16 protein-coding genes are annotated in these 16,815 nt (G+C 51.5%); 7 read left to right on the forward strand and 9 right to left on the reverse strand.

Annotated features, from left to right (window positions below; all coding sequences use genetic code 11):
* Positions 1–136: 136 nt before the first annotated feature.
* Positions 137–1,021: an alpha/beta fold hydrolase gene (locus ACJJIK_RS06430; protein ID WP_444944532.1), complete on the forward strand. Its 885-nt coding sequence runs from the start codon at positions 137–139 to the stop codon at positions 1,019–1,021.
* Positions 1,022–1,440: 419 nt separating this feature from the next.
* The gene (locus ACJJIK_RS06435; protein ID WP_444944533.1) at positions 1,441–2,496 is read left to right on the forward strand and encodes an alpha/beta hydrolase; all 1,056 of its coding nucleotides are present in this window, start codon (positions 1,441–1,443) and stop codon (positions 2,494–2,496) included.
* 130 nt (positions 2,497–2,626) lie between these two features.
* Here the strand turns inward: ACJJIK_RS06435 and ACJJIK_RS06440 are convergent, their stop codons facing one another.
* From ACJJIK_RS06440 to ACJJIK_RS06450, 3 genes are read right to left on the reverse strand one after another with little or no spacing between them, the layout of a single operon-like run.
* Complete coding sequence (locus ACJJIK_RS06440; RefSeq protein WP_444944534.1) at positions 2,627–3,001, reverse strand: hypothetical protein; 375 nt, start codon at positions 2,999–3,001, stop codon at positions 2,627–2,629.
* A complete protein-coding gene (locus tag ACJJIK_RS06445; protein ID WP_444944535.1) occupies positions 2,994–3,548 on the reverse strand; it encodes a sigma-70 family RNA polymerase sigma factor in 555 nt (184 codons plus the stop codon). Before ACJJIK_RS06445 ends, ACJJIK_RS06440 begins: the two co-directional genes overlap by 8 nt.
* An 11-nt stretch (positions 3,549–3,559) precedes the next feature.
* Positions 3,560–4,381 (reverse strand): DUF6249 domain-containing protein, encoded by an 822-nt coding sequence (locus ACJJIK_RS06450; protein ID WP_444944536.1) that lies wholly within the window; start codon positions 4,379–4,381, stop codon positions 3,560–3,562.
* 521 nt (positions 4,382–4,902) lie between these two features.
* On the opposite strand from ACJJIK_RS06450, the gene ACJJIK_RS06455 reads away from it, so the two are divergent.
* The 3 genes from ACJJIK_RS06455 (at position 4,903) to ACJJIK_RS06465 (ending at position 6,729) form a co-directional block, all read left to right on the forward strand.
* Complete coding sequence (locus ACJJIK_RS06455; protein WP_444930600.1) at positions 4,903–5,511, forward strand: DUF924 family protein; 609 nt, start codon at positions 4,903–4,905, stop codon at positions 5,509–5,511.
* Positions 5,511–6,128: a LysE family translocator gene (locus ACJJIK_RS06460; protein ID WP_444930599.1), complete on the forward strand. Its 618-nt coding sequence runs from the start codon at positions 5,511–5,513 to the stop codon at positions 6,126–6,128. Before ACJJIK_RS06455 ends, ACJJIK_RS06460 begins: the two co-directional genes overlap by 1 nt.
* Before the next feature lie 301 nt (positions 6,129–6,429).
* Positions 6,430–6,729 (forward strand): YebG family protein, encoded by a 300-nt coding sequence (locus ACJJIK_RS06465; protein ID WP_444930598.1) that lies wholly within the window; start codon positions 6,430–6,432, stop codon positions 6,727–6,729.
* A gap of 95 nt (positions 6,730–6,824) precedes the next feature.
* Here ACJJIK_RS06465 and ACJJIK_RS06470 read toward each other — a convergent pair whose 3' ends face one another.
* The 3 genes from ACJJIK_RS06470 to ACJJIK_RS06480 form a co-directional block, all read right to left on the reverse strand.
* Positions 6,825–7,220 (reverse strand): MAPEG family protein, encoded by a 396-nt coding sequence (locus ACJJIK_RS06470; protein WP_444930597.1) that lies wholly within the window; start codon positions 7,218–7,220, stop codon positions 6,825–6,827.
* Positions 7,221–7,366: 146 nt separating this feature from the next.
* Entirely contained in the window at positions 7,367–8,668 is a 1,302-nt protein-coding gene (locus ACJJIK_RS06475; RefSeq protein ID WP_444930596.1) for an amidohydrolase family protein, read from the reverse strand.
* Positions 8,665–10,077 (reverse strand): amidohydrolase, encoded by a 1,413-nt coding sequence (locus ACJJIK_RS06480; protein WP_444944537.1) that lies wholly within the window; start codon positions 10,075–10,077, stop codon positions 8,665–8,667. Before ACJJIK_RS06480 ends, ACJJIK_RS06475 begins: the two co-directional genes overlap by 4 nt.
* Positions 10,078–10,441: 364 nt before the next feature.
* On the opposite strand from ACJJIK_RS06480, the gene ACJJIK_RS06485 reads away from it, so the two are divergent.
* The gene (locus ACJJIK_RS06485) at positions 10,442–12,055 is read left to right on the forward strand and encodes a hybrid sensor histidine kinase/response regulator (protein WP_444944538.1); all 1,614 of its coding nucleotides are present in this window, start codon (positions 10,442–10,444) and stop codon (positions 12,053–12,055) included.
* Positions 12,056–12,143: 88 nt separating this feature from the next.
* Here the strand turns inward: ACJJIK_RS06485 and ACJJIK_RS06490 are convergent, their stop codons facing one another.
* Positions 12,144–13,610, reverse strand: coding sequence for a lytic polysaccharide monooxygenase (locus ACJJIK_RS06490; protein WP_444944539.1), 1,467 nt, complete (start codon positions 13,608–13,610; stop codon positions 12,144–12,146).
* Between the two features lie 723 nt (positions 13,611–14,333).
* Between ACJJIK_RS06490 and ACJJIK_RS06495 the strand changes: the two genes are divergently transcribed.
* On the forward strand, positions 14,334–14,966 hold the full coding sequence (locus tag ACJJIK_RS06495; protein ID WP_444930592.1) for an acyloxyacyl hydrolase: 633 nt from the start codon (positions 14,334–14,336) through the stop codon (positions 14,964–14,966).
* A 56-nt stretch (positions 14,967–15,022) separates the two neighbouring features.
* Here the strand turns inward: ACJJIK_RS06495 and ACJJIK_RS06500 are convergent, their stop codons facing one another.
* Both ACJJIK_RS06500 and ACJJIK_RS06505 read right to left on the reverse strand, forming a co-directional pair.
* Positions 15,023–16,189 (reverse strand): glutathionylspermidine synthase family protein, encoded by a 1,167-nt coding sequence (locus tag ACJJIK_RS06500; protein WP_444932304.1) that lies wholly within the window; start codon positions 16,187–16,189, stop codon positions 15,023–15,025.
* A gap of 3 nt (positions 16,190–16,192) precedes the next feature.
* The gene (locus ACJJIK_RS06505) at positions 16,193–16,807 is read right to left on the reverse strand and encodes a DUF1190 domain-containing protein (protein WP_444944540.1); all 615 of its coding nucleotides are present in this window, start codon (positions 16,805–16,807) and stop codon (positions 16,193–16,195) included.
* Positions 16,808–16,815: the final 8 nt, after the last annotated feature.

Here is a 16,815-nt window from a genome sequence, read left to right on the forward strand (position 1 = left end):
GAATATAACAACAATAGTGATTTGTCACCCCCAACCTGTAAACTGCCCCTGTTAACAACATAGGACTACTCGACAATTTATCACTATCAACCCCTCAAGCTGGAAGATATAAAAATATTATCGGATTATACTCACCATGAAGATTCTAAATTTAGCATTACTTATTGGTTACTTGTCATTTTTTATAGCTTCTACGGCAGCAGAAGAAGTCAAGCTCAATGACTCCCTCTCCCTCCATTACCAGCAAGCGGGCAGCGGTGATACAACGATTATCTTTATCCCCGGCTGGATGATGTCAACAGAGGTTTTTGAACATCAGCTCGCACATTTCAAGGATTCACACAAATACCGAGCCTTGGCTTATGATCCTCGGGGCCAGGGTAAGTCATCTAAACCGGTCGAGGGTCACACCTACCAACAACATGCGCGAGACTTGGCGCTACTGATCGAAAAGCTAGAGCTTGAGAATATAATTCTCGCAGGTTGGTCCTATGGCGTAACCGAGCAGCTGGCCTACCTGAATCAGTTTGGCTCTAACAACATCAAAGCCATGATTATGATCGATACTGGCCCGGACATTGCTGGGGCCAGTCGAGATGAGTGGGTTTGGTATCTAAACGATGATTCTGATGGATATTCACGCTGGTTTACGGAGGGCATTATTGAAGACCGCGACACTGTGATCTCAGAGTTCGTCAAGTGGATGCTTGAGAATCCCACTGCGGAAAATGTTGCCTGGATCTCTAATATCGCCAATCAAACCTCTAGCAGCGTTGCCGCAATTACCAACGCTACTGGTTTTTATCTCGATTACAGTAAGGATCTCATAGCCCTTGAGGGAAAAATTCCCATGCTATATGTGGTACGTGATGAAGTGAAGGAAGTGGCTGACAAATGGATCAAAGCCAATACCCCCTCCGCCACTACCGCTTATATGGGGAAACATATGATGTTTTGGGAAAGGCCCGATGAGTTCAATGCAGTGATAGACCAATTTCTGAAAGATATGGAAACCAAGTAAGATCACAGTTATTTTTTCCGCTTAGCTCCGGTCTGACGGGGTTACTCCTGTCAGACCGGGATTGTTGCGCAACAAGATGGCAACATCGACGCCTATCGATTCAAAGCCCCGCCCAGAACCCTACCCCACCTAAACCTCAAGAGATAAGCGGCCATCTTAAGCCCCTCTACATCCCCTGCATTCCACTAAATCAGGTGCTTGACAGGCAACGGAGCAATAAAATAGATTGGAGTCATAAAATAATAAATTGGCAGTTATACCTAGCACTGATGTCCATATATGTCAGTTAAATCATCTTTCCGTTAAAAACACCCTATAACCCAGGCAGACGCAGAAGCCACCACGCCATTCCCGGCCAATAAACTTAATTCTTATTTCAAGTTTTACCGAAAAAATAAAATCTACATGGAGGATAGAAAATGAGAAGCCTGTTGATAGCCCTGCTAATTTGTTTCCCGATAGTGGTCAATGCTTCAGAGTTTGTGCTTGCGGAAAAACTGAAAATCCATTCAAAATTTCTCGGTGAAGATAGAACTATTCTGGTAAAGCTGCCTGAGCAATATCACAAAATCGACAAAAAGTATCCTGTACTCTATATACTCCACGCACAATGGGACATGCTTTCCAGCCTGTCTACGGTCGATTTATTAGAGGGACAAGTACCCAACTTTATTGTGATTGGCGTAGAGGGAATGGGAAAAGAACTGCGCCCAGATCAGGGTAAATCAACCGCTTTCTCAGAGTTTTTAGCCAATGAAGTGGTGCCCTATATCAACCACAACTATAACACCGCAAGTTTTAGTATTTTGTCCGGGCACTCCAATTCAGGCCGCTTCGTTTTGGACTATTGGTTAAATAACAAGGCCCCATTCTCACAGTACTACGCTTTCAGTCCATCATTGGAGGACGGCTATATTACCGGGCGCGTCTCCGATTTAGCGCCGAAAAACCTACAGGCAATGCCCCCACTAACCGTTACCATTGCTAACGAGGGGGAGCATATGCAAACTCCATTCAATCATTTGAAACAGACCCTCACGGACATCTCCGAAACCCCCTTTACTTTCAAAAAGTTCCCGCAGCAATCCCACAGAACAACCAAACACCACTCCATGCAGTTTGCCCTGCAACATACCTTTGAGGGGTGGGAGCCCTCTTACGAACTAAAAATGAGCGGGTATGACAATCTGACAAAACACTATCGAGGCCTGTCTGAAAAGTTTGGTTTCCAAGCGCTGATCCCCACCAATACCCTACAGCGATTGATGGCCCACTATGCGATTTCCAACTCTGAAAATGCCGCCAGCGAACTGGAGCGGCATATTGCCTATACCGTCAAAGAAATCTCAACAGGGGTCGAGGCCACTATCGAGGTAGCGGATTATTTGCTCAATAATGGTCATGCGGAGGCCGGCAAAACCATACTAGAAGAGATGTGTCATCAGACGAAAGAGCATCCCCGCTGCCAGAGCTGACGGGGCTTCGTATAAATTTTCTTGGTGTGAAGTAGGTCGACTAAAGGTTGACGAGGAACTTACCCGCAAGGAGAGAAGGGTGCCCACTCCATCAAACTCCAGGAGTGGGCTCTGATAATAGCGAGATTCGCTAGCGACGTGCGGCGAAAATGCCCCCGGTCATAACCGCCAGGGAGGAGAGAAGCCCAACACCCACCAAGCTGTATAAGCTTATGGATTGCTTGGCCATTTCGGCAACCGCCTCAGTAAACGGGAACTGCCAGGCAACAATTAACAACGCCGCCGCCACGGCAATGTACTGGGAGTAACTGGCTCGACGCTTCGAGCGCTTAGGCTGCACAGGCAGAGCCGCCATTACACGGTCACAAAAGCCATCGTTATCCAAGTGGGGCTCATTGAACTGGAGCTGTTCACTCAGCCAGGCGTCAAATTCCTGGTCGTTGCCCTCTAATGCCATTTCACTCAAGGCATTACCCTTCGTGTTGTGCTGTTCAAAATTAACCATTTACCACCTCCTCACGCCAGGGCTGTAGCAAGCTGCGCAGCTTCGCCCTGGCACGATTGACATGGGATTTTACCGTACCAAGCGGCAATTTCATAATACCTGCCGCTTCCTCATGAGAAAACCCTCTATGCATACACAGATGGATGGCCTGGCGCTGGGCATCGCTCAGGCTATCCATCGCGGCAGTGAGGTCCCGAGCCATTCCCAGCTGGCGGGACTCCTCGATAGTTTCATCGGCCTGGGCCCGGTCTACCGCATCTTGATCCACATCGGGCATATTCTTGCGCTTGTGGCTCATGACGAGATTATAGGCGATACGGTACAGCCAAGTGCTGAAGCGGGCATCCCCCCTGAACGCCGGCAACGCCTTATAGGCCTTAATAAAGGCCTCCTGCGCCATATCGTCTGCCAGACCCTGGTCCCCATCACACAGCTGACGGAGCGAGTATCGCAGCTGTGACTGATAGCGACGAACCAGCTGGGCGTATGCCCGCTGGTCCCCGTCTTCGACGGCTCGTCTGATTAATTCCTCGTCATTGAGGTCCATACTCGCCTGTCCTATACCTGCTTGTTATCAAGCTTCCAGTTCACAAAGCGAGCCACACCGATAAACAGAGGGATCAAGCCGAGACTACCTACTCCAATATCCGCGATAGCCGTGAGGGAGAGGAATATTGCCGCCCCCATGGCCATCAGATTAATACCGCGATCACTGGAGCTACTGGCCCCTCGGTCCTCAAGCAGATCTATCAGTTCCGGGGGCACATCTCTCCCATCGGCGACCATTTGGTTGATATTGTTCATCACCAATTGCTTCTTGCGATAACTCGTGCGTGTCACCAGCCAGACGATAAGTACCGGCATACCAAATACGCAGAGCAGCGCCACTACGGGAACAATGGTGGTGGCTCCAAGCACGCTGGCAGTATCGCCATGATTTGAATCGTTACTGTGCCAGTCGTAATGTTCCCGGTGCCTGCCGCCCAAATCCAGGTCTCCGGAGAGGCTTATCTTGACGTTATTCGGCACCTTATCCAGGGTCTCATCGGTAACCTGGCCGTCAATATCCAGGATGCCCTTGCTTTTCAGCCGCTCAATAATTTCCTGGCTCAGAGGGCCGCCAAATTCCTGCCCCAAATCAACCCTTACCTCGCTTCGCTCACCACCCTCTCCCTCGGATTTGATCGTAAGCACTCCATCTTCGCGCATAATGCGCACACGGGTTTCGGATTCGGCAGCTTCCACTCCGGGCGGCGCAGGGGGCTCGGGAATCAATGAGTCCTCCTCTTGAGCCCAACTACCCGCACTTATGCTGGATGCCACTATGGCAAACCAACAGCAGATGGCTGCCTGGAAAGAAGATTTATTTCTCGCTCTCATTACATACTCTCTAATCATTTTCATTATCAGTGTTGTGAACCGTCGTTGGGGGGTAGTGATTTACATCACCATCATTCGAGCTTTAGAAAAGGGGTAAGCCATTCCACCTCGAGGTGGCTTCTCCTCAGCGATACGCACTGGAGGTAGCCGGTTAACCTCTCGACTCCTATCGGTACACTCACTAAGCCTCTCTAGCATTTGCCGATCAATTTTTTGGGTGAGCTCACGGTGAATCCCATCCTGGGAAATAGTTAGCTCAGAGGCTTTAACCTGCCCCACTTGCAGGACCGCCACTACCAGTGATAAGGCGGCGCAAAATTGTACCCTTTTAGTTGATCTCGCAGTAAACATTGTGATCTCCCTTTTTTCCCTTGTACGCCACTATGACGAGGCGGGGAGCGCACTTGGATGCAGCCGTATAATTTTTTTTACACGAACAATTAGAACCCTCTTCTAATAACACCTCTTAAACTGGAACGATTCAATAAACACTGACGACAGCGCGGAAGGAGAACTTCTATATGACAACCCCTGACGACATCCTTATTTTTTGGTTTGGCACTGCCGGGATTCGCGGCAACACCGTTACACCTGGGAAACAGGACCTGTGGTTTGCCGCCACTTCTGAGGTGGATGCCGATATCAAGACAAGATTTGGGGCGGTTACCGCATCGGCTCTACAGGGAGAATTGGACCACTGGCGGCACACTTTGGCTGGCGAGCTCGCTCTATTACTGGTCTGTGACCAGCTATCCAGAAATATTTATCGGGGTACCCGCCGGGCCTTCGCCGGAGATCCCCAGGCCCTGGCGATTACAGAGGCGCTGATTCAGCGCGGGGAAGCCCCCGGCCTTGGGCTCTACCAGCAGATATTCCTGGGTATGCCGCTGGAGCACAGCGAAGACCCGGAGATCCAGCAACGCTCGGTAGACTACTTCAAACAGTTGCAGCAAACCTTCGCAGGCGACAAAATTGCCGCACCCTATCTCGACACTCACTATCGATACGCCCTCGCCCATCAGGAGGTTATCGAGCGATTTGGGCGCTTCCCTCACCGCAACGCGGCTTTGGGTCGCATTTCCACTCAAGCAGAAACAGAATGGCTGGCTCAAGGGGGCGGCTTTAAATAATGGATTTACTCAGTTGGTTATCTCTCGCGGGGATCTGTGCCCTCGGCGCTATGTCACCGGGACCGAGTCTTCTTATCGTATTGCGCAGCGCCTCCTCAGGCCTGCAACAAGGGCTGGCTAGCGCTATTGCCCACGGAGCCGGGGTGGCGATTTACGCAATCCTCACCGCATTCGGCCTGGCGGTGCTGATCACCAGCTCCCCTGTTCTGTTCAATATTCTACAGTGGGCCGGTGCGGCCATGCTGGTCTACCTGGGCTGGAAAGCCCTCAGTGCGCCCTCGCCTGACGCCAGTGCCGCTGTAGTGCCGCCCCCGCAACAGAGTCTGAAACGCTCTATCGCCCAGGGTTTTGGTGTCGCTTTTTTTAACCCCAAGATTGCGGTGTTCTTTACCGCCCTATTCAGCCAATTTGTCTCGGAACAGCAGGCGCTGACCACCAAGCTGGGTATGGCCGCCCTGGTTTCAGGGGTGGACACCCTGTGGTATTGCATTGTGGCCCTAGCGGTACACGCCAGCCGCAAACGCCAGTTGGTCAGCAGGCATATTGGTCACCGCATCCAGCAGGTGTTTGGTGTCTTGTTGATCGGCCTGGCGGCCCGACTCGTGCTCAGCATCTAGTATCATCGCCTCCCCGGCCTTGTCGCCTTGCGGCATTGTGTATCAGCCCATAAAAAAACAGGCCCGCAAGCGGGCCCGTCAAATGATGTGAAGACAGCCAGTCGCCCCGGGGGGAATGCGACTGGCTGTGTGCTTATTATGACAGCATTCACACTTGCTGGCGGGCCGATCATCGCGCCTGCCACTCTTTTGACCGCATTGCCCCTTTCTTTCTTTGATCGTTGACACTGAATATATATACAGTTACTGTACCCGCATACAAACTAAGTAGAAAGTCTAATAGACGATTGGGAGGCACACGATGGCCGTAGTAGCTGTTTGGAAATGCGATAGAGACGGAGCAATGTTCGACAACAAAAAAGACGCTGAAGAACACGATAAGATGCTGGAGCTCGCAGCTAATATCACTTCGCTGATTGAGCGCCACATCGATAGCATTGATGAGCAGGTGGGCGAAGAGATCGGTCTACTTCTAGCCAAGCGCCGCGATGCTCTGGCAAAAGCCTGTAAAGGAAAGCCCGAAGCCCTGCTTGAAGAAGATGAGGGCATGGAGCAGGAAGGCGAAGACGATCGCGTAACCCCGCTCGCCGCCAACCAGTAAGCATCTGTAGATTTATCCCTGTACTCTTGCCCGGCTTGCCGGGCTTTTTTGCGTGGGGGCTCTCGATGAGCCCCTACTGCCCGCCTCAGCGAGCCTCAAAGCGTGATTAGCGTGTTAACAATGTTAATAAGCGCTAAAACAACAATAACTATCCAGCTGATCAGCGTGCCCCAAAAGCGTCCAAAGTGCATTCCGCCTTTGCCCTGGGTCAATCCATAGGCATGGAATACCCGCGAGATAAAAAAGAGCGCCCCAAAGAGATGCAGCCACAACGCGGGCAAGCCGCCCAGCTCAGCAGCCAATAACAGCAGCAGTGCTATCGGGGTGTACTCGATCGCATTAGCGTGGACTCGCACCCGAATCTCATTGAAACGATCATCACCGGTTCCAATCCCCACCCGCTTGGTGCGACGGAACTGAACCACTCTGGCAGCCAGGTAAATAATCAGAAGTGCGCAAAGGCCGGTGTAGAGTGCTGTGATATTCGCCATGTTTTTATCCTTGTTCTTATCGATCTAGCCGGGGAATATATCCCCGAAAGTCAGTATTTCGCCACACAAATCCTACACAACCCAATGGACCTTTCGGATCAATAGACGGAAAAAGAAAAGCGGGCCTGAAGCCCGCTCTGTGCACTTTAGTGCTTGTAGCCAAATTCATGGCCCTTTGCGGGCTTGAGATGCCTATCTCTCAGACGTGTTGAGCGATTCACCAGGGACTGGTTCTCACCCTCAATCAGGACCTGCTCCGCATAGCTGGTAACCTCCAGCGGGTCACCGCTCCAGATCACGATATCCGCAACGGCGCCGGGCGCCAAAGTCCCCCCCTCAAGATTAAAGATCTCAGCAACATTGCTGCTGATCGCCTTTAGGGCCTCCTCATAGGCCAGACCGTTAGCCACAGCGTTACCCGCCGATTGGCGGGACAGGTAGACATTGTGAGTCGCCGCATAATCGGGCCCACTGATTGCCACTTTTACACCGGCCTTGGTCAGTAGTGCCGCGTTATCCAGGCGCGCCCCCAGGCTTGAAAATGAAGCCGGGATATTGTTGATCGCATCGATAACAACGGGCACTTGAGCCTGTGCCAGCTTATCTGCCACCATCCAACCTTCGGCTGCACCGATAATAACGAGCTTCACCTTGAAGGCTTTAGCCAGATCCAGTACCGCGAGGATATCGCTGGCCCGGTTGGCTGTTACCATCAGGGGCTCTTTACCACTGATCACCGGCTGCAAAGCTTCCAGGTCCGCTAGGCGGTAATCCAGCTCCCGCCACTCGCCCCGGCGAATGGCGGCGCGATGATTGCGGTACTCTTGGGCTTCGCGCAGTGCATTCTCCACCTTGGCATAAGCATTGGCGCGACTGCCACCAGCCAACTCGCCACCGGACTCTCCCAGGTAAGCTTTTTGCGCAACGTTCTTTGCTTCGACGCTGTCAAATTCACCGTTCAATTTGATGGCAAAACTGCGCCCTGCAAATACCTGCTGCGCATCCACAGCGCCGCTATCCCAGGTGCTGATCGCCGGTGACACAACAGCGCTGGTCACGCCACCAGCTCGGTTGAACGGGATCAGGGTGGACTTTGGGTTGTAAGCGGGCAGCGGATTAAAGGCGCTGCCTATGCTGGCGCCGGTCACCTGGTGATCATTGGTGGCACTGGCTGCACTGATCTCTACCAGTCCCAGCTCGGAAATAGGTGCTATCACCCCGGGCGTGACCACTTTGTTGCGCGCATCGATAACCCGATCAGCCGCGACGTCCAGGGAGGGGGCCACCTGTGCAACTTTACCATCCACAACCAGCACATCAGCAGCCTCCAAGCTGCCCTGCCCGGCCAAGGTGTGCACCTTGCCACCCTTGATAAGAATCGTCTCAGCCTGGCCCGCCGCTGACATCAAGCCCAGGGCCAGCGCACAATAAACAGCTATTTTTTTCACAGTCGCTCTCCCTCTGCATCGAGAATTCCCAGCTCGAAATCGGTGTGTGGCTGACGCTTGTTATCCGCGCGATCGAACATCAATTCCCCATCAATAAATACCTGATCTACATGGGTGTAGACACTGAAGGGGCTGCCGGACCAGACGACGATATCCGCCATCTTGCCGCTCTCAAGGCTGCCGGTTTGGTCGGCGATACCCAGGGCCTTAGCCGGGTTTAAAGTCATCCAGACCACCGCATCCTTGGGCTGGATATCGAAACCTGCGCGCTGGCCCGCAGTCATCGCCTTGGCTGTTTCCTCGTGCAGGTGCTGAACCCCCACGCCGGAATCCGAGTGGATCATCGCACAGGCTTTGGCCTGATCCACAATCGCGATATTGGCTTCGGTCATATCGTAGGCTTCGTGTTTAAAGCCCCACCAATCGGCCCACATCGCCGCACAAACATTGTTTTCCGCCAACAGATCGGCAACCTTGTAGGCTTCAACCGCATGGTGGAATGTAGAGATTTTGAAGTCGAACTCCTTGGCGATATCCATCATTACCGCCATTTCCTCACCGCGATAACAGTGGTTGTGAACCAGGATATCGCCATTGAGTACGCCTGCCAGGGTTTCCATTTGCAGATCGCGCTTGGGCTCATCCCCGCCATTTTCGACGTAATCCTCCCACTCCTGCTTGTAAGCACTGGCCTGAATCCAGGCATTCCGATAGCCGGCAACGTTACCCATACGAGTGGAGGGAGAGCTTCCCTTGCCACCGTAAACCCGCTTGGGGTTCTCGCCACAGGCCATTTTCAAGCCATAGGGGGCGCCGGGAAACTTCATATCCTGAACACTGCGACCGGGCACATTCTTCAGCGTGACACTGCGACCGCCAAATAAATTGGCCGAACCCGGCAAAATTTGCAGGGTTGTCACACCACCGGCGAGAGCCAGGGGAAATTGAGGGTCCTGGGTCCAAACTGAGTGCTCAGACCAAACCTGTGCGGTGTTTGGCGAGGTCATCTCATTGCCGTCCTGGCTGGACTCGATTCCTGGAGCCGGATAATCGCCCAGGTGAGAGTGCACATCGATAATACCGGGAGTAACCCACTTGCCTTTGCCATCGATAACCAGGGCATCTGCCGGGGCCTGCAAGCCCGCACCAATCGCCTTGATTTTGCCATTTTCAAACAAGAGGTCCGTATCGTCTCGCTGCTCCCCAGTACCAGTGAGCAGGGTTGCGCCCTGAATCAGTACCGGACGGGACTGAGTTACTGAATAAGTCGAGGGGAAGGCATCCACGCGAGCGAAATCGAGCGATCTCGACTCACTGTCAACAGGCTTCTCACCGCAAGCGGACAACAGTAGCGAGGCACCCAACAGTGCCGCGATACCGCGCCCGAGAAATCGGGTTTGCAGCTGCATAGTCATTTCATCCAATCGTTTTGCATATGGCGGTGAATGCTACCAGTTTGTACAGATAGCGCCACCACTCAAATTGTCACAAACGACCGGTAAAAGACATGCATCTCCCAATCTAAGGGCTTATAGAGCGATTCATATTGCGATATCTTGAGCCGCGCACCGTAGTGGGCCCCTCTACGAGCCAGAGGCGTCGCGGAATCCCCGGGGCCGCAAAAAAGAGAATGGCCAGTCAAGAAAGAATGTCTACACGGTCAAAATACATAGCCCTGCCTATATACTTTTTTACCTCTTCATGGTGGAATTTCTGGCGGAAAAACAGGCAGCCGCAACTCAGGAGGAAAAATAGGTGATCAAGGAAAATAATATGCCCATTTTTCCGCCCTCAGCATCGATAGCCGGCACCGAAGGGCAGGACTCGGCCCAGGTCTATGAAGCCCTGCGCAAAAGTGAGGAGCGCTATCGGGAGCTGGTAGAGCACGCCAACTCGATTATTATGCGCTGTGATCGACACGGTCGTATCACCTCCTTCAACGAATACGCACAACAGTTATTTGGCTATACCGAAGTCGAGATTATTGGCCGGCACTTAATTGGCACCATTGTCTCTGCCAACGAGACAAGTGGCCGGGATCTGCGGCAGTTGATGGACCATGTTTGCCGCTTCCCCGAGGAGCATCGCTACAATATCAACGAGAATGTTACCAAGTGCGGCAAGCGGATATGGATCGCCTGGACCAATAAAATTATTGCGGATGAGAGGGGCAATCCGACGGGGATTCTCAGTATTGGCTCCGATATCACTAAACAGCGATTACTGGAAGAGGAGCTTCGGCAAGCTCAAAAAATGCAAGCTATCGGTGAGCTGGCCGGCGGGATAGCCCATGACTTCAACAATATGATTCACGGGATCAATGGCTATGCGGAGGTTATTCGGCAAATATCCACCGATGCCAGAATTAACGAGTACAGCAACCAGATACTGACGACTGCCCGGCATGCATCAGAACTTACCAAACAGCTACTGACTTTTGCCCGCAAGGGAAATTATCAACTTAAGAACTGCAATACCCACGAAATCATTCGCGATGTGTGCGCGATGCTAACTCGCACTATTGATCGCAAAATCAATATTGAACAACAGCTAGAGGCAAACCGCCCACATATTGTCGGCGATCCCGCGCAACTCAAGAGCGCCCTGTTAAATATCGGGATCAATGCAAAAGACGCCATGCCCTCTGGAGGCTCGCTGAGTTTTGCCAGCGTCAATATCACGATTGAGAAATCGACTTCTATCTCCGACTTCGAACTCCAGCCGGGGCAGTACCTTTTAATTACCATTACCGATAACGGCAGCGGTATGTCTGACGAAGTGCGACGCCGTATTTTTGAGCCATTTTTCACCACCAAGGAAAGTGGCCGCGGCGCGGGCCTGGGACTTGCCGCAGTGCATGGCGCCATTCACCTACACAAAGGTGCAATACAGTGCCAGAGCCGCGAGGGAAGAGGCAGCTGTTTCAAACTGTACCTGCCAACCTCCAAGACTCCAATTAAAAAGCAGAGCTATCAGGCCAAGAAACTCGCCCGTGAACGCAAGTTGCGCATTATGGTTGTCGATGATGAAGCGATTGTCCGCACCTACTCTAAAGCGCTATTTGAAATGAACGGCTACAGCGTCGTTACCTTTGCAACCGCAGAGCAAGCCATCACTCACTATCGACAATATAGTGATGAGGTGGATCTGGTGCTTCTGGATATGATTATGCCGGGTATGGATGGCCAGGAATTGTTTGCATTTTTAAAGCGAATTAATCCGCAAGTGAAAGCGATTCTTTCCACGGGTTACAGTGTGGATAGCAAGGTTCAGGAAGTTATTTCAGACGGCGTACTGGACTGTATTCAGAAACCATTTACGTTCGAACATCTCAGTAAAAAAATTGAAGAGATGATTACCAACGGCAAAATAACGCTGCCAAAGTAACAGAAAAACCCCGAGCAAAGAGCGCCTGCCCTTTACTCGGGGTCAACTCAATCACCTGTCTGACACAGGGAAACTGAGCCAGTCTCAATTACTGACAGGAACTCTCATCCCAGTACTGGGGAGCCGCTGTTGGCGACCACCAGTTTGGCCCATAGGTTGAGATATATACCTGACCATCGAAAGTCACTCGGTCTCCAACCTCGTAGCTGCTGCCACCGGCATAGGGCTGCTGGAACTCAGGGCAGGAAACCGCCGAGCTGTCATCTCCACTATTGCTATCAGAGCTGTCATCGGAGCCGCTATCAGAGCTATCGTCTGAATCACTGGCGGAGTCATCGCAGGTAGTTTCGCTCCAGAATTGCGGCGCTGCACTTGGGGACCACCAGTTAGGCTCATGGGTAGATTTGTAAGCGACACCGTCATAGACAACGACATCACCAATCGAGTAGCCGGGATCTCCACCATACTGCTGTACAAACGCTTCACAGCTGCTATTTCCGGAGTCGTCAGTGCTACCACTATCGCTCGAGTCATCATCACTACCTGAATTGTCATCATCGGTAGTGCCATCATCCTGGTCTTCTAGGAGTTCATACCCGATCTCGACGCTTTGCAGGTTGCTGCCTTCTAACAAATAGATACTATTGATCCCATACAGGGGCTCAAAGCTGCTGCTGCCGTCATAGTCGCCAGCACGAATGCTGCTTTGCTCCTGGTTAATCAGCTCAGCCAGATCGTGGGACCAGTTCTCCGCGATACCCTGCTCCTCTGAGGAGATTTCCAGAACAGTAGAATAAGAGGTATTTTCACCAGAGCTGTCAAATACCCGGGTGTAAACTTTATCACCGACATCTAAATCTTGAGTTGGGTTAATGGTTCCGCCAACACTCCAGTCAGTGTTGACTACGTTATCACCATCAAACTCGACATCGATAACGTTATAAAAAGCATTGACCGTATCGCCCACATCCCAGACTGCAAGGATAACGTGGTAGCCCTCTCGCTCCGGCACCTGACAGTCATGCGTCGTATTGTAGGCCGGCTGCTCATAATTGCCGTCCACTTCACAGAAGGGGTCGAGGTCAAATTGATCGCGGGTCAAGACTGCATCTGGGTTCCAGTCTTCTTTGGTAATGTAGTATTTCCAGTCGCGAGTTACATGATTTGCCGTAAAGCGCCACTTAAACGTTTGCCAACCGGAGCTAATATAATTTTTAACCCAGCGATCAGAGGATTGTTCATTCAGCTCGGCCCAAGAACTATCTCCGGCACTGGCAATCTGTCCATCGGCCGGCCCGCTATCAGGAAAGCCCTCATCCCCTTCGATACTTTGCGGTTCCCACTGAACAGCACCGCAATTTACATTCATTTCGCCTGTATCGAGAGCGTATTTACACAGAGTGCCGCGAGCAGCCGCCACTCCACCATCAGCGGCCTCTACATAACCATGGCTAAGTGCATTCGCACTCATTCCGGCCAATACCATAGCCATCAGTGTGCGATTTAATAGCGGTTGCTTAATGGCAGATGCCAGCTTGGTCTTTGGTAAAAACATATCTATACCTGTTATTCAATTTTGTCCGAGCTCCCTTCCCCATCTGAACCAGGTCCCTATTCTGACTACACATACTCAATGTGCGATGTTGGTGACAGAGGTATGGACCGCTACTTAACAGCACGGTTCCTGACAATTATTGATATAAATTTACAAACCCAAAAGAGCACCAATAAACCAAACTTCTTTAAAAAAGCCTTTTAAAGGTATTTTATTTCATCTTCAGATAATTATTTAAAAAACAAAACGAGAAAAGATTGCTTTTACAGAAATAGTGAACAAACAAATCTTTGCAGGCATAAAAAACTTTAAACTCAAATCTCCACTGAATATAACTCCCCACACCTATTAGTTACCAATAGGTGACAACTCCCACCTCCCGCACACCCATTCATCCCATATCAACAAGAGGGGCGGATGTTGGCAGCTGAACCAATCTCACAAACACTTATTTCATCCTGAGAAGCTGCATTCTCCCCTGAAGCTCATCGCCCTTTAGGTTGCTGTCACAGCATTCTTTAACTTGTCACTGCAAATGCCTTTCGGGCAGCAACAATATCTGTAGGCAGGAAAATTATCCCTATTGATAAACCACCAATAGGCTAAAAGACCTATAGCTGCTCACCCCTGTCTACACTGGAAAAGAACCCAGATGATTTTGAGTTTTCCCAACCAATCACTTTCTTGTCGTCACCACTTGTAGTAGAAAAGGTAGGATCAGGGATGATGCTGTACTGGATTACCCGCAGGCTCAGCCTGTGTCTATTTTGTTCTTCTCTATTATTTCCAGCCTGGTCTCTAGCTGAAACGACAAAAAACCCGGATAAACTATGGGATACAGTTGTTGGCGCCGGTCCGGGATTTTCCAATCGCCGCAATGAACTCACCCAGTATCGCCTTGCCATATCCAAGGATTTGCCCTGGCAGTGGTCTCTTACCGGAAGATGGACACTCAGAACTCGATTGGAGACCAGCTACTTTGAGTGGCGCTCCAGCCTGGATGATGGTGATCCCGATGTTTCTAAGCGGGGAGAGGATTTAGTTCACGGTATCTCACTGAGCCCTGCATGGAGACTTGAGTACCTACCCCGCTGGGACTGGCCTATCTTTCCATACTTCGAGTTTTCCGTGGGAGCCAGCTACATTACCAAGTCCAATATTGTGAGCAAAAACACTCATCACACAACTTTGGGCTGCCATTTTCAATTTGAAGATCGAATTGGATTGGGCGCTGAGCTTGGCTATAAGCGCCACTGGGGGCTCACAACTTACGCACTGCACTATTCAAATGCTGGAATATGCTCCAAAAATTCCGGCGTGAATTTCTTTGAGTTGCGTTTGAACTATGATTTTTAATCGTTTAGACAGGTTCGCGCCGATTTATTATCGACGCGCACCTTAGGAAGCGAGTTCTACAGGATGATATGGGGTAGATAGCGGCTCATATCCTGGGTAATCAGATTTGAGTCCTCTCGGATAGACATCCCAGCGGCGAGATCATCGACGAGCCAACTGCCCACCAGGGTATGGTTTTTCCCAAATTTGGGGAGGGGGTGCAAAGCCTGGTAAATAAACCCCTCCTGGCCATAGGGACCGTCGGACAGCAAGGTGGTATCGGCTCCCTTAACCACCGAGATATTCGCCCCCTCTCTTGAAAAGATCGGTTTTTTCACTAACTCGGGAAAATCTGCTGCTTTATCCAGCTCATCTTCAAAAAATGAGGGCAACAGGTTGGGGTGCCCCGGGAAGAGTTTCCACAACATCGGCAGAAGTGCCTTATTGGAAATAATTGCCTTCCAGGGCGGCTCCAGCCAGCGGACATTGCTTCCTGCCAACAGGGCCCCAAACTCCTCGCGGAGCATAAATTCCCAGGGGTACAGCTTGAACATCCAGGTTATTACCTGATCGTTCAAATCTGTAAACTGACCCGCTTCATCCCGGCCAATATCTTCGATAAAAACGAAACGATTCTTGATCCCCGCTTCGGAGGCACAATCCTGTAAATATTGAACCGTGCCCCGGTCCTCTTCTGTCTCTTTACAGCAAGCAAAGTGCAGTTCCCGCCCTGGGGTTAAGAACTGTAGATCGTGAAAACGATTGACCAGCTTTTCCTGCAAGCTATTAAACTGATCAGACTGTAACGGCAGCGACCTTCGATCCACATTGTCCTGCAGCCACAACCATTGCCAGAAGCCGGTTTCATACAGCGAAGTGGGAGTATCGGCGTTGTTCTCGTAAAGCTTTGCCGGCCCCTTGCCGGAATAGGCAAAGTCCAGACGGGAATACAGACTGGGGTCACCGTTGCGCCATGAGGTTCGTACAAAATCCCAGTGCTGCTCGGGAATACAGAAGCGCCTTAGCAGCTCCTCATCCTCGAGTACACGGGCGACGACATCCAGGCACATCTGGTGAATTTCCTCGGTGGGATCTTCAATATGCTTTTCTATCTGCTCCAGGGAAAACTGATAGTAAGCACTCTCATCCCAGTAGGGCTCGCCATACATGGTATGGAAGTGAAACCCAAACTCCTGCGCCCGCTCCTGCCAGTGCGGGCGTTCACCAATCGGCAACCTCAGCACCAATCACCCCCCCCAGCCGCGCGAACCACCGCTGCTGGAGCGACCGCCGCCCCAATTGGATTTAGCCGATGCCACAGCACCAAAGCCTCCACGGGAAACGGTTTTGGTGACTTTCGGCTTGGGCTCCGTAGCGCTTTTGTCCACTTTATAGGACGAGCGGCCATAGTCGCCAATAATGCCACCATCAGCGGTCATCAGCTTGTCGCGGTAACGGGAGCCCGAGTAGTGGTAAACCGGGTTGTAGTAACCCTGATGATAGTAGCGGTCCCTGTCATTGAGCATCGAGCCAACCATAAAGCCCGCCATCAGCGGCATCCAGATACCGCTACTGGTCTCCTGGCAGCTGCCGAACTCGGCCTCACACTGGGCTAGACGGGAGTACTTTGGCCCGGTGCGCTCGGCCTCCTCAAGCGCGCGCTGGTAAGCCGCTTTACATTGAGCTTCGTCCAACTGGGTGTTGGCCACACAGTCCTCTACTGAGGAGACAACTTTAACTTCTTCATCTGAGGAGCAACCCACGAGGGCTGCCGCTACACCTAGGGCGAGGGGGCGCAGTAAAAATTTAGAGCTACTGCCTTTGCGCATCCTTGCCAGGTTAATATTCTTGGTACGTTTCATTACCACCC

The sequence above is a fragment of the Microbulbifer regidiadema (SeqCode) genome, from assembly GCF_052466995.1.

Bases quoted from the DNA above. Each gene is read 5' to 3' on its own strand.
- ACJJIK_RS06430 (WP_444944532.1), top strand. From the start codon at position 137: ATGAAGATTCTAAATTTAGCATTACTTATTGGTTACTTGTCATTTTTT.
- ACJJIK_RS06435 (WP_444944533.1), top strand. From the start codon at position 1,441: ATGAGAAGCCTGTTGATAGCCCTGCTAATTTGTTTCCCGATAGTGGTC.
- ACJJIK_RS06440 (WP_444944534.1), bottom strand. From the start codon at position 3,001: ATGGTTAATTTTGAACAGCACAACACGAAGGGTAATGCCTTGAGTGAA.
- ACJJIK_RS06445 (WP_444944535.1), bottom strand. From the start codon at position 3,548: ATGGACCTCAATGACGAGGAATTAATCAGACGAGCCGTCGAAGACGGG.
- ACJJIK_RS06450 (WP_444944536.1), bottom strand. From the start codon at position 4,381: ATGAGAGCGAGAAATAAATCTTCTTTCCAGGCAGCCATCTGCTGTTGG.
- ACJJIK_RS06455 (WP_444930600.1), top strand. From the start codon at position 4,903: ATGACAACCCCTGACGACATCCTTATTTTTTGGTTTGGCACTGCCGGG.
- ACJJIK_RS06460 (WP_444930599.1), top strand. From the start codon at position 5,511: ATGGATTTACTCAGTTGGTTATCTCTCGCGGGGATCTGTGCCCTCGGC.
- ACJJIK_RS06465 (WP_444930598.1), top strand. From the start codon at position 6,430: ATGGCCGTAGTAGCTGTTTGGAAATGCGATAGAGACGGAGCAATGTTC.
- ACJJIK_RS06470 (WP_444930597.1), bottom strand. From the start codon at position 7,220: ATGGCGAATATCACAGCACTCTACACCGGCCTTTGCGCACTTCTGATT.
- ACJJIK_RS06480 (WP_444944537.1), bottom strand. From the start codon at position 10,077: ATGCAGCTGCAAACCCGATTTCTCGGGCGCGGTATCGCGGCACTGTTG.
- ACJJIK_RS06485 (WP_444944538.1), top strand. From the start codon at position 10,442: ATGCCCATTTTTCCGCCCTCAGCATCGATAGCCGGCACCGAAGGGCAG.
- ACJJIK_RS06490 (WP_444944539.1), bottom strand. From the start codon at position 13,610: ATGTTTTTACCAAAGACCAAGCTGGCATCTGCCATTAAGCAACCGCTA.
- ACJJIK_RS06495 (WP_444930592.1), top strand. From the start codon at position 14,334: ATGATGCTGTACTGGATTACCCGCAGGCTCAGCCTGTGTCTATTTTGT.
- ACJJIK_RS06505 (WP_444944540.1), bottom strand. From the start codon at position 16,807: ATGAAACGTACCAAGAATATTAACCTGGCAAGGATGCGCAAAGGCAGT.